This is a genomic window from Mesorhizobium sp. M0815 (assembly GCF_040319995.1).
Lineage (GTDB): Bacteria > Pseudomonadota > Alphaproteobacteria > Rhizobiales > Rhizobiaceae > Mesorhizobium.
On record NZ_JAMYOU010000005.1, the window covers coordinates 38,688 to 50,851 of the forward strand.

Annotated in this window: 13 protein-coding genes; 6 read left to right on the forward strand and 7 right to left on the reverse strand. The window is 60.9% G+C overall.

What is annotated here, in order from left to right:
* Positions 1 to 21 precede the first annotated feature (21 nt).
* Both NKI01_RS08190 and metC read right to left on the reverse strand, forming a co-directional pair.
* Positions 22 to 1,110, reverse strand: coding sequence for a transporter substrate-binding domain-containing protein (locus NKI01_RS08190; protein ID WP_352962681.1), 1,089 nt, complete (start codon positions 1,108 to 1,110; stop codon positions 22 to 24).
* Positions 1,085 to 2,293: a cystathionine beta-lyase gene (gene metC, locus NKI01_RS08195; protein ID WP_352962684.1), complete on the reverse strand. Its 1,209-nt coding sequence runs from the start codon at positions 2,291 to 2,293 to the stop codon at positions 1,085 to 1,087. The genes NKI01_RS08190 and metC overlap by 26 nt, the downstream gene beginning before the upstream one ends.
* Before the next feature lie 79 nt (positions 2,294 to 2,372).
* On the opposite strand from metC, the gene NKI01_RS08200 reads away from it, so the two are divergent.
* Positions 2,373 to 3,269 (forward strand): LysR family transcriptional regulator, encoded by an 897-nt coding sequence (locus tag NKI01_RS08200; RefSeq protein ID WP_352664953.1) that lies wholly within the window; start codon positions 2,373 to 2,375, stop codon positions 3,267 to 3,269.
* A 273-nt stretch (positions 3,270 to 3,542) separates the two neighbouring features.
* Here NKI01_RS08200 and NKI01_RS08205 read toward each other — a convergent pair whose 3' ends face one another.
* On the reverse strand, positions 3,543 to 3,788 hold the full coding sequence (locus NKI01_RS08205; RefSeq protein ID WP_352962687.1) for a hypothetical protein: 246 nt from the start codon (positions 3,786 to 3,788) through the stop codon (positions 3,543 to 3,545).
* A gap of 88 nt (positions 3,789 to 3,876) precedes the next feature.
* Between NKI01_RS08205 and NKI01_RS08210 the strand changes: the two genes are divergently transcribed.
* Positions 3,877 to 4,077: a hypothetical protein gene (locus NKI01_RS08210; protein ID WP_352561894.1), complete on the forward strand. Its 201-nt coding sequence runs from the start codon at positions 3,877 to 3,879 to the stop codon at positions 4,075 to 4,077.
* 178 nt (positions 4,078 to 4,255) lie between these two features.
* Here NKI01_RS08210 and NKI01_RS08220 read toward each other — a convergent pair whose 3' ends face one another.
* From NKI01_RS08220 to NKI01_RS08235, 4 genes are all read right to left on the reverse strand, one after another.
* Complete coding sequence (locus NKI01_RS08220) at positions 4,256 to 6,082, reverse strand: heavy metal translocating P-type ATPase (RefSeq protein WP_352962693.1); 1,827 nt, start codon at positions 6,080 to 6,082, stop codon at positions 4,256 to 4,258.
* Positions 6,083 to 6,515: 433 nt separating this feature from the next.
* A complete protein-coding gene (locus NKI01_RS08225) occupies positions 6,516 to 7,313 on the reverse strand; it encodes a hypothetical protein (RefSeq protein ID WP_352962696.1) in 798 nt (265 codons plus the stop codon).
* Positions 7,314 to 7,324: 11 nt separating this feature from the next.
* Complete coding sequence (locus NKI01_RS08230) at positions 7,325 to 8,062, reverse strand: HupE/UreJ family protein (RefSeq protein WP_352962699.1); 738 nt, start codon at positions 8,060 to 8,062, stop codon at positions 7,325 to 7,327.
* 48 nt (positions 8,063 to 8,110) lie between these two features.
* Complete coding sequence (locus NKI01_RS08235) at positions 8,111 to 8,497, reverse strand: hypothetical protein (protein WP_352962702.1); 387 nt, start codon at positions 8,495 to 8,497, stop codon at positions 8,111 to 8,113.
* A 103-nt stretch (positions 8,498 to 8,600) separates the two neighbouring features.
* On the opposite strand from NKI01_RS08235, the gene NKI01_RS08240 reads away from it, so the two are divergent.
* From NKI01_RS08240 to NKI01_RS08255, 4 genes are all read left to right on the forward strand, one after another.
* On the forward strand, positions 8,601 to 8,882 hold the full coding sequence (locus NKI01_RS08240; protein ID WP_352787545.1) for a metal-sensing transcriptional repressor: 282 nt from the start codon (positions 8,601 to 8,603) through the stop codon (positions 8,880 to 8,882).
* A gap of 8 nt (positions 8,883 to 8,890) precedes the next feature.
* Complete coding sequence (locus tag NKI01_RS08245) at positions 8,891 to 10,228, forward strand: cation diffusion facilitator family transporter (RefSeq protein ID WP_352962896.1); 1,338 nt, start codon at positions 8,891 to 8,893, stop codon at positions 10,226 to 10,228.
* A gap of 67 nt (positions 10,229 to 10,295) precedes the next feature.
* Complete coding sequence (locus NKI01_RS08250) at positions 10,296 to 11,618, forward strand: MFS transporter (protein ID WP_352962705.1); 1,323 nt, start codon at positions 10,296 to 10,298, stop codon at positions 11,616 to 11,618.
* A gap of 9 nt (positions 11,619 to 11,627) precedes the next feature.
* Entirely contained in the window at positions 11,628 to 12,068 is a 441-nt protein-coding gene (locus tag NKI01_RS08255) for a YqaA family protein (protein ID WP_352962708.1), read from the forward strand.
* Positions 12,069 to 12,164: the final 96 nt, after the last annotated feature.

A 12,164-nucleotide genomic window follows, 5' to 3' on the forward strand; every position in this document is an offset into this window, starting at 1 on the left:
GGGCGCTCCCCTCGACGCGCCTCAATCCCACGGGAAAGGGTAGTTCAAGCCGCCATCTTTCCACAGGGCGTTCAAGCCGCGTTCGACCTTCAGCGGGCTATCCTTGCCAAGATTACGATCCCAAATCTGGGCGTAATTGCCGGTCTGCTTGATGACGTTGTAGACCCAATTGTCATCCAGCCCGAGGGGCTTGCCGAAGCCGGCTTCCTTGCCCAGCACTCGCTGGACCTCCGAATTGCCCCCAGCGAGCTTTTCGTCGATATTTTCCGACGTGATGTTGTTGGCCTCTGCCCAGAACAGGGCATTTATCGTCCATCGAACGATGTCGAAGAGCTGTTCATCGCCGCGCGCGATCGCCACGCCATTGGGCTCGGCAGCCTTTCCGACTTTGATGATGTCGTAATCGTTAGGATTCTTTGCGACCGAGGCACGCTGCCCTGCTGCCGCGGTTCCATCGGTGACGTAGGAATCGCAGCGGCCGCCGAAAAAGGCATCGCGGGCCTGGAGGGTCGAGTCGTAGTAGACCTTCTTCATCGAGATCCCGAACTCCTCCTCGGTTTCCTCGATCGCCTTCTCGGTCAAGCTGCCGCCGCCTTGAAGGCAGACAGTCTTTCCGTCGAGCAGCTTCGGCTCGGTGATTTTGTCCGCTTTGCGGACGAGGATGCCATCCGTGTCATAGAGGTTGATCCAGACGAAACGGACCACGGCATCGCGCGTGTAGGTGATCGTGGACGTGCGCGACAGAATGTCGATTTCTCCAGTCTGTAGCGCGGGAAGTCGCTGAGCGGCATTGAGCGGCACGTACCGGATCTTATCCTTGTCCCCAAGAATGGCGACCGCGAATGTACGACAGATGTCCGAATCGAAGCCGCGATAATACCCCTTTTCGTCGGGTCGAGAGAGACCGGGCACTCCCTGGCTCGCGCCGCAACTGACGTAGCCGCGTGCCTTTATCTTTTCGACGACGCTTTGCGCGGTCGCATTTCCCGCGCTTGACGCCAGGCCGACCAGCCCGATCGCTAAGGCGGCAAGCCATTTATGCCCTTCGCATTTCATATCCATTCCCCTTTCGTTGAAGTTGTTGTCATTCTGCAGCCTTGGCTTCGCCAACTGTGGTTCGTCGCGTTTCCGCAAAGTGCTCGAAGGCCTGTGACAAATCGGCGAGAAGGTCGCCGACGGCCTCCAGGCCGATAGAGAGCCGCCAAACTGGGCCAGGCTTAAGCCAGTCGAGGCCACTGCGGCCCTTTCGAGGATCACTGACTGAGATCAGCGAATGCACCCCACCCCAGCTTGCACCTAGCCTGAACAGTCGCATGCGACGCAGGGCCTCGGATTGGTGGGGCGCTAGTTCCGGCTGCAACACAAACGAGAAGACACCTGCCGATCCGGCGAAGTCACGCTTCCAGGTCGAGTGGCCGGGATGGTCGGGCTCACTCGGATGCAGGATCTGCGCAACCTCGGGACGCTCCGACAGCCACGATATGATGTTCTGCGCGGTGCTGTCAGCTTGGCGCATGCGCACCGGCATGGTCATCAGGCCACGCTCGCACAATGCGCAATCCTCCGGCGAAACGCCGTAACCGAGAAAACGCGCGGTATCCTTTAACCGCCGGAACAAGGTCTCGTCGTTCATCGCCACCGAGCCCATCAGCAGGTCGCCGTGGCCGCCAGCATGTTTGGAAAGTGCCTGCATCGAGATGTCGACACCATGCTTGAGTGGTTTGAACAGCAAGTGTGAGGCCCAGGTGTTGTCGACCGCGACAAGCGCGCCAGCCTCGTGGGCCGCAGCCGTGATTGCCGGCACGTCCTGTACCTCGAAGGTCGCGGAACCCGGCGATTCCACCCAGACCAGCTGCGTCCTGCCATCGATCAACGCCGAAATGCTTCCATCGAGCTTGGGGTCGTAGGTCACCGTATCGATGCCAAGGGGAGCGAGAAGGCGGGCGGCCATTTCGCGTGCCGGCCCATAGAACGTCTCCGGGATCAGAACCCGATCGCCACCATGGCAGACGGCCATGGTCGTCAGCGTTATGGCCGCCATTCCGGAAGGGACGACGAGCGCCCGAGATCCACCTTCCAGTGCAGCGATATGGTCTTCCAACTGGCGGCTGGTCGGAGTCCCGTAAAGTCCGTAACTGAAGCCATCGTACAGTCGATCGACGCGGCGCTCGAAGGAATCCAAATCGTCGAAGACGACCGTGGAGGCGCGTTCAACTGGCATCGCCAACGACTTGAATGGCTCCTCCGAGCGCCTGGGAGGATGGATATGTGAAGTGTCGTCGTGTCGGGTCATGGGCGGACTTTAACTGGCTCGCCCATTGCCATCTATGACCGTGGCGATAAAGGTAATCCACTTTTGATATGGAACGCCAATGAACCCGCGCGACATCGATGTGTTCAACGCAATCATGATCACGGGTGGCGCCGGAGCAGCGGCGACGCTGCTGGATACTTCGCAGCCCGCGATAAGTCGCTCTCTGACGAAGCTGGAATCGGAGCTCGGTTTCAAGCTGTTCGACCGTATCCGCGGCAGGCTGGTGCCGACCCGGGAAGGAGAACTTTTCCACATCGAGGTAAAGGCCAATCTGGTGGGGTTGGGTCGGCTCAAGCTGCGCGCGGCCCAGATCAAGGAAGTCGGGACGGGGACGATCCGCGTTGCCAGCCTCTCGGCACTCGGCCACGGTCTGGTGCCACGTGCCATCGCGGCTTTCTCGAACAAACATCCACAGGTTCGCATCAGCTATCAGGTGCGCACGTCCAACGTCGTGCGCGATCTGGTGGCATCTGGCAGTTTCGACATCGGTCTCGCTGCCGACGAGATCGACACGACAGGCGTTCTGCACAGCATCTTCACCACCCCGCGCGCTGTCTGCGTGATGCCGAAGAACCATCGGTTGGCCCGCAAGCCCGTGGTCAGGCCTGCTGATCTTGAGGGTGAGGCGTTCCTGGCACTGTCGCCGGAAGACACGGTGCGGCTCGCCATGGACAAGATCTTTGCCGAGCATCGTGTGCGGCCGCGCGTCTTGATCGAAACACCTTACGGTCTGACCATTGCGATCCTTGCCGCGAAGGGCATGGGTATCGGTCTGGTCAATCCTTCCGTCATTGCCGACCGCATGATCGACGGCATCGTCGCCAAGCCATTCGAGCCAGCCGTGCATTTCCGAGCACTGATTTTGCGCCCGCCAGACGGCATCAACTCGACGTTGACAACCGATTTCATCGCCGAGCTTTATGCAGCGCGCAATGCGCTGTCGAGCGAGGTCTAGGCGAAGGAACTATCGCATTTGTGAGCCCAACCCCAGCGACCGCCCCAGGTGTTTGGTGATGGCCTTGAATTCGTCGATCGACTGACCCTGGTCTCGATCCAGCATGCCGTATCAGGCCACAGAATAGTAGACAGCTCAAGCCAGAGCTTGAATCTCACGGCCCCACGCTCTCGGGTTGCGTCAGGTTTTAATTGCGTGTGTTCGCTGAACGAGAGATTTCGCTTGCCGCATAGTTGTCGGCCCTGCTCCTTGCCCTAATGGAGGCTATCGAACTCACTCAAAGTCCGCGCGGCTGGTCTCTTCCCGAATGGATTTCAGCACTCTTGCCTGAAGCTCCAGGACATCGCGATCATGCTGAATGCCGGTCGGCCGCGGCCTGACGGCAGGCACCGTAATGCACTCCTTGATACGACCCGGGTTGAGGCCCATGACGAAGATGCGGTCGGACAGATAGACCGCCTCCTCGACATCGTGCGTGACGAAGATCACGGTCAGGCGATGCTCCTGCCAGATCTGCATCAAGAGCTCCTGCATCTGGCCACGGGCTGGCTGATCCGCCGCTTCATCGACCCGGATGCACAAGATCAACTCAAACCGGAGAACGGCCATGAAACGGCTTCTGACGGTCGCTGCTCTTTTGGCGGCAGGCAGTTTGGTTACGATGCCAGGCGCAGCCGCCGACGACGCTGCGATGATCAAGAGCGCTGAATCCGCTGCACCTCCTGCCGTGGCAAGCGGCGCTGCCGTCTACGCCGCGGATGAAAAGGGCGCATGCTCGATTGGTCGAGGCTACTCCAGAGATCAATAGCACCATTGCCGCTCCGCCCACTGAGATTCGACTGCGCTTTAGCCGCAAGCGCCTGGCCGGATAGTGCCCCAGCAGTAAGCGTGCTCTGGTTGCGGTTGCCCGGTTTCGTGGACCATGCGAATTGGACGCATTTGTCGTCCAAAGGACTGCTATAGCGCTTAGGCTCCAAAGAGATGCGCTAAACATCTTGGATTCGAACGCGCAGCAGTTTTGCCGAATTCAGGAACACCAGGACATCTGGCCCCAAGTGCAAAATCGCTGCCTGGATAGGACCGATCCAGCCCATCAGCGCTGCGGTAATGCCTAAAACGTGCACAACACCGACACCGACGAAGATATTTTCCTGAATTGTCCGGTAAGCGCGTCGCGCAATCGCGCGGGCGCTGACAATTCTTGCCAGATCATCCTTCATCAATGCGATGTCGGCGGCTTCCAGAGCTGCCTGCGCGCCGCCGCCGCCCATCGCAATGCCGACATCGGCGCGTGCCAGCGCCGGCGCGTCGTTGATCCCGTCGCCGACCATCGCCACGCGATGGCCCTGCTTTTGTAGTTCGGCGATGGCGGCGACCTTGTCCTGCGGCATCAGATTGGCACGCACTTCATCCATGCCGAGCTCCTTGCCGATGGTCCGCGCTGTGGCCTCATTGTCACCCGTCACCATCACCATGCGCTTGACCCCGGTTGCACGGAGCTTTGCCAGCGCTTCGCGCGCACCTGGTCGCAATGTGTCGGCAATAAAAATCACGCCCGCGAATGTCCCATCGACCGCGACGTGAACCGGCGTCTGTCCGCCCTTTTCGATCGCATCGGAAAGCGGCACGCCGGCCTCGCGCAACAACGATGCATTCCCGACCAGCACGGTGCGTCCGGCGACCGTCGCCTTCACACCGCGCGCCTGCAACTGCTCGTACTGCTCCGGTTCCGGGACATCGATTTTCATCCGGGCGGCATAGTTGACGACCGCCTTCGCCAGGGGGTGAGCCGAGCGCCGATCGGCGGCGGCGGCAAGGCTGATCAGATCAGCTTCCGAAAGCGTGCCGTCCTGTATCTCCACGCCGACAACCTCGGGCTTGTTCGCCGTCAGCGTGCCAGTCTTGTCGAACACCAGGACGTCGACCTTGGCCAAAGACTCCAGATAGACGCCCCCCTTAACCAAAATTCCACTGCGTGCGGCTCGCGCAATGGCTGCGATGATCACCAGAGGGGTCGCCAATCCGAGTTCGGCAGGCGATGTGAAAATCAGCAGAGTGACGATCATCCGAACGTCGCGGGTATAAAGATAAACCGCAACGAGGAAGATCAGCACGACCGGGATTAGCCATGACGCGACCTTATCCGCCAGTTTCTGGACGGGTGCCTGTTCCGCTTCGGCATTCTCGACCAGACCGATGATGCGGGCAAAGGTGGTGTCGGCACCAACCTTCTCGGTCTCGATGTCGAGGGCGCCGGATTCGACGATAGTTCCGGCAAAGGCATCGGCGCCATCGCTCTTGTCCTTCGGAATGCTCTCTCCTGTGATCGATGCTTCGTTGACCGAAGCCGCTCCACTGACGACGGTGCCATCGACCGGGATCCTCTCGCCGGCCCGCACCAAGACAACGTCGCCTGCGCGCAGATTCTCGATCGGGACCTTGCGTTCGCCACCTGCGTCCCGCATAAGCGCCACCTGCGGCACTGAGCCGATCAGGTCTTTGATCGAGGCTCGCGCTCGATCCATATTCACATCGGCGATGAACTCCGCGATCAAAATGATCACCATGAGGACCGCGCCGGCGACAGTCTCGCCTCCGATCAGAGCCACCACCGTGGCAATGGTGACGAATATTTCGGTACCGATCTTGCGCTCTTTTACGAGATCAACGACGCCGGTCTTGACGAGCGGATACAAGCCGATGGCAACCGCCACCCACAAGGCTTGTATTGGTATGAGCTGCTGCCAATACAGCAACGCCATCAAGCCGCTAAACAGGATGCGCGCGACTTCGAACCAACGTTCGCGCGTCATCAGCGATCGCCAACCCGATGGAGCCGCTTTAGGCGCCGGTGCAACGCTTTCGGTGCTTGCTATCGCGGATTTCATGATTGGTTCGCTATCTCGGAGTGCGGTCTTGGCGTGAAGCGTGAGCGCATCAGGCCCCCGCGGCGGCTAGTCCTGTCCAGCCATGGTATCCGACATAGAGGCCCACGGCGATAATGAGAATGCTCGAGAAATGGGAGCCCAGCGCGGGACGGTCGAGAACCAGGACCAACGCCTGGTCGCGTGCAGGACGCTCGGGGCAGCGGCAGCCCCGACCGTGACGACAGTGATCGTAAGGCCGATCGAGAAGCACAGCACCAGCTAGTGCATGAAAGCTTTCGATACAATTTCGCGCTCCACGGTGGAACAGGCAAACAAGTCACGCCCGGCACCACAAGTGCCGGGCGTACCTGGTACTGCTTTAGATCATCCGCTTGATGTCGATGTAATCGCCTTCGGTCTGGATCGTCAGCGTCACGTCGCTGTCACCGCGGTTGCGCCAGAACCAGCCATGATTTCCATCGAAGGCGGCTTCAATGGCACCTTCGTCAGCTGGAACGCTGCGGCCCTTTTCGTAGCTTACGGACTGACCGCCGCCATCGCCGTGCGTCTCGAAGTTCACCACGCCACCGTCCGCTGTCCAGGAAAAGTTTGCCTTGGCACCCTGCCGCATCACGAGCTTGACCTCAATGCCCTGACCCGGTGTCAGTGTGAAGGACATTTCATCTCGCCTTCCGGTGGTCGGGGCCGGCGCTTCCGCGGGGATTTCTGCGACCTGCGGCGCCGCACTCGGATTGACTGGCAGGGCTTCGGCAGGAGCAATCTCTCCAACTGTCACATTGTCTTGGGCAATGGCCTCCCCAGTTGGGGATGGCTGCGACGCGGGCTGTTCGGCGGTAAGGGCAACGAGGAGGTTTTCAATTCGGTCCATGCGCGCCATCAACTCGGCTGGAGGGACCATTTGCGTCATCCGCTCGGCCGAAGCCTTCGCGCTGGCCATTTCGTCCGCTGCCGCCTCGGCTGCCAACTGTGTTTTGATTTCGCCCATTCTGGTGAGGCCGAGCAATCTGCCCGCCCCCGTCGGGTCGATTGCATACTCGGACGGCATAACGACCGTGACAAGCAAGGCGAGCGCCGTCAGCGCGGCAATGAAGGTGGAGCGCTTGAGCTGTGCCGAAGTGGGCAATTCGGCGCGAGTGGGCAAGTCAGTATTGTACATTGTTGCGGTTCCTATGCTGCGACGAACAGGCCGGTGAGCTGATATCCGATCAGCAGGAACCCGGCCGTCATCATGATGACGTTTGCGGTATAGGCGTGACGCCAGAAGCTTCGTGTGCGGCGCCAATAGCCCATCACGATCAGGATGGCTCCAAGAGCCATGAGCTGGCCGATCTCGACACCGACATTGAAGGCGAGCAGATTGGGCACCAGGCCGTCCGGCGAGATGTTGTATTCGATGATCTTCGTCGACAGGCCAAAGCCGTGGAAGAAGCCGAAGACCAGCGTCGCGACCTTGGTGTTCGGCTGGAAGCCGAGCCATCGCTGGAAAGCGCCCGTATTGTCGAGCGCCTTGTAGACCACGGACAGGCCGATGATGGCGTCGATGATGTAGCTGTTGATGCCGACGTTGAAGTAGACGCCAAGCAGCATGGTCGTGGAGTGACCGAGCGCAAACAGGCTGACGTAGATGCCGATATGCTTCATCCGGTAGAGGAAGAAGATCACGCCGAACAAGAACAGGATGTGGTCGTATCCGGTCACCATGTGCTTGGCGCCGAGATAGATGAAGGGCAGCACGTTGATGCCCGAGATTTCCTGGATATAGCCCTTGTCGCCGGCGGCAACGGCATGGGCAAAGGCTGCTCCTGCCAGCAGCGGCAGGGTCAGCAGAGCGATAAGCAGGGGCAGGGCGGGTCGCCAACACGTGCGACGCGCGCGTGATCGGCTCCGATCGAAGGGTCCTTGCATGAGATTTCCAATCTTCGTCGTTGAGGGTGGCCGCGTGAGCGGCCGCGATCATGCTGCGAGGAATGGTCTCGGCGGTCGATCAAGCCGGAATGTCGTGTCCGGATCGACGAAAGTCGACTGATACTTTAGCCAGCCCCGCTCGATCTGTGGAACGGTCGGCGCGAAGTCGGCGGGCGTACTCGCCGTTTCGTGCGAGTGGTCGGCCGCATTGTGCCCGTGAAAATGGCCAGGGCTCTGCTCGTCGGCGACGCCGTCATCATGTGCGTGGCCATGATCTTCGATCTGCGCGGCGGCTCCGGCGTGACGCTCGGCCGCGGCGGCGGCAAGCGCGATCGGATCATGCGAGGCTGAATAGCCGAAAGGACGCAGCACGCCGAACATCATCGCCAAGGCGATGACGAGACAAAGGACTGGGCTGCTGATCCGATTCGGCATGACTGGCGATTAGTCTCTAAAATCTTTACGAATGGTTGCCTGCACCGGAATCGGGGCCTCTTTGAGGCTTGTCATATCCCCTCCAGGAGGATAGTTACAAAGAATGAGCGAAGAACTCCACGCCCACGAAACCCATCCCGATATCGTCAAGCGCCTGAAACGGGCTGGCGGACATCTCAAGGGCGTCATCGAAATGATCGAGGCGGGCCGGCCCTGCCTCGACCTCGCCCAGCAGCTTCATGCTGTCGAGAAGGCCATTTCGCAAGCCAAGAAGACCCTGATCCAGGATCATCTCAACCATTGCCTTGAAGACGTCGTCGGGCCGCTGGCGCGCGAGCAGCGCCGCTCGATCGACGAGTTCAAGGATATCACCAAGTACCTGTGAGAAGCGCCATTATGGACAAAGTTCGCGACTGGTTTGGATTTGGCCCGATGACGCATGGCATGGGCAGCCACGGGCATGATCACGATGATGGTGGCCATGGCCACACACACGGTGTCATAGATCCGACGATCGCCACGACGACGCGCGGCATCTGGGCGATCAAATGGTCATTCGTCGTTCTGGCCATCACGGCAGCGCTCCAGCTTGTGGTCGTGTTCATCTCCGGCAGCGTGGCGCTGCTGGCCGATACGATCCACAATGTCGGCGACGCGGCCACTGCCATACCGCTGTGGATCGCGTTCGTGCTGGCCCGCCGCAAACCGAGCAAGACGTTCACCTACGGGCTGGGCCGGGTCGAGGATCTGGCTGGGATCGTCATCGTTCTCATCATCCTGTTCAGCGCCATCGTCGCCGGCTATGAGGCGATCGACAGGCTGATCAATCCGCGTCCCATCACATTTCTTGGCTGGGTCGCCATCGCCGGCCTCATAGGCTTCATAGGCAACGAGGCCGTCGCTGTGTTCCGTATCCGTGTCGGCCGCGAGATCAACAGCGCGGCACTGATCGCCGACGGTTATCATGCGCGCACCGACGGCTTTACCAGCCTGGCGGTCGTGCTGGGCGCTATCGGCGTCTGGCTGGGCTTTCCGCTTGCCGATCCGATCGTCGGGCTGCTGATCACCGTGGCGATCTTCGCCATCGTCTGGCAGTCGTCGAAAGCCGTATTGACCCGCATGCTCGACGGAGTCGAGCCCGGCGTCATCGACGAAATCCATCATGCCGCCGAACACGTGTCGGGCATCGGGCGCGTTGAAGGCGTGCAGGCACGCTGGATCGGACATCGTCTGCATGCCGACGTCGCCATCAGTGTTCCGGAGACGGCGACGGCCAAGAACGTGCTGGGCGTAACCGAAGCCCTCAAGGAGGAGCTGTTCGCCCACTTGCCGGCGTTGGCGGAAGCCAATGTCCGCCTGGTGAGTCCGGCCGGGCCGGCCGTCACTGGCAGGGAACCCTCTCATGCTCACCATCATGCGCCGGAGCCCTTCAAGGTCGCCTGCGATCTGGCTGAAGGGACGTTGGAAATCGTCGACACGGCGGCCGGCGAGCGCATGCGGCTGACCATAGAACGGCACGCCGATGATTTGACAGCGACTGTGATCATCGACCGGCCCAACGGGCCAGAGACGCTTCGCCTCGAAGCCGTCGCCGACAACCATCATCGGCTTGAGAGCACGGTTGCTCCGGCCGAGCCGCATGAGTTCCAAGCGAGGTTGATCCTGGCCGCGAATGGTCGCGAGCAGGTGCTGCCGTTCAAGATGGTTGAACCCGAAGGTCACCACCACTGAGACAGGCGGGCTGTTCGCGCTACATTCTTGGCTCGACGAACCCCAATCCGCTGCAAGAAGGCAAAATATGCTTCAGGTCCTGGCCAATCGCACCTACCGTCATCTCTTCCTGGCCCAGGTCATCGCCCTGATCGGCACTGGCCTTGCCACCGTGGCGCTCGGGCTGCTGGCCTATGATCTTGCCGGCGCCGATGCCGGCGCGGTGCTCGGCACGGCGCTCGCCATCAAGATGATCGCCTATGTCGGCGTGGCGCCTGTCGCCGCCGCGTTCGCGGAGCGCCTGCCACGCCGGACCATGCTGGTTTCCCTCGACCTCGTCCGGGCCGCGGTCGCCGTGTTCCTGCCTTTCGTCACCGAAGTCTGGCAGGTATATCTTCTCATCTTCATCCTGCAGTCGGCGTCAGCAGGCTTCACCCCGACCTTCCAGGCCTCAATTCCTGACGTGCTGCCCGAGGAAAAGGACTATACGCGGGCCCTGTCGCTCTCGCGACTGGCCTACGACCTGGAAAGCGTCATCAGTCCCATCCTCGCTGCGGCGCTGCTTTCAGTCATAAGCTTCCATAGCCTGTTCGCGGGTACGGTTGTCGGATTCCTGGCGTCAGCGGCGCTGGTCGTCTCCGTGGTGCTGCCCAGCCCGCAACCCTCGGAGCCGCGCGGCATCTATGAACGCACGACGCGTGGAATCCGCCTCTATCTGGCGACGCCGCGATTGCGCGGCCTGCTGGCCCTTAACCTTGCCGTCGCTGCGGCAAGCGCCATGGTTATCGTCAACACGGTCGTCCTGGTCCAGGCGCAGTTCGGCCTTTCGCAAAGCGACACGGCGTTGGCGCTCGCCGCCTTTGGCGGCGGATCGATGATTGCAGCCCTTGCCCTGCCGCGGCTGCTGGAGAACGTCCCAGACCGGGTTGCGATGCTCTCGGGCGCCGCGATTCTGGTCGTGGGCGTGCTGATGGGACCTCTCGCCGGCAGCTACTATCTGCTGCTGGCGCTCTGGTTCGTGCTCGGGCTCGGCTATTCGCTGGCACAGACGCCTTCGGGCCGATTGATCAGGCGTTCCGCCGATGCCGTCGACCGGCCCGCTCTGTTTGCCGCCCAATTCGCGCTTTCGCATGCCTGCTGGTTGATTACCTATCCCATTGCCGGTCGCGTCGGTGCGGCGATGGGATTGCCTTTCACATTCATTCTGCTCGGCGTCATCGGCGGCGCCGCACTGCTTGCCGCGATCTGGCTGTGGCCCAAACACGATCCCGACGTGCTTGTGCACACGCATGTCGATCTGCCCGAGGACGACCGGCACATCGGCGACGCGGTATGGTCGGAAGCGGGCTATGAGCATTCGCATGGCTACGTCGTCGATGATCAGCATCCGAAATGGCCAAAAGCAAGTTGAGCGCTCAAAATGCCTGGCGAGCTCGCCGTCTACTGTGGTCTCTTTCTGACCGCATTCGCTGCGGCGACCATTCTGCCGATGCAATCGGAGGCAGCTCTTGCGGGACTGCTTCTGACAGAAAGCTATGCTCCGGCTCTGCTCATCGCCTCCGCAAGCGCAGGCAATGTGCTCGGCTCGATCGTCAACTGGTGGCTCGGCCGGGGGATCGAGCGCCTTCGCGACCGCAAATGGTTCCCAGTAAAGCCCTCCGCGCTGATGCGCGCGACGCGATGGTACGGGCGCTATGGACGATGGTCGCTGCTGTTGAGCTGGCTGCCTCTCGTCGGCGATCCGCTGACGGTTGTGGCGGGAGCGCTGCGGGAGCCATTCTGGAGCTTCCTTGCGATGGTCACGATCGCGAAGGTTGGCCGCTACCTAGCGCTCGCGGCGGTGACATTGAGTTGGATGTAGCAGCTCGTGGCAACATATCCGTGACCATCGCTTCTGACCTTGTTTTCGAGCCGACGCAGACCGAATAAGTATAGACATATCGCATATCCGAATTAG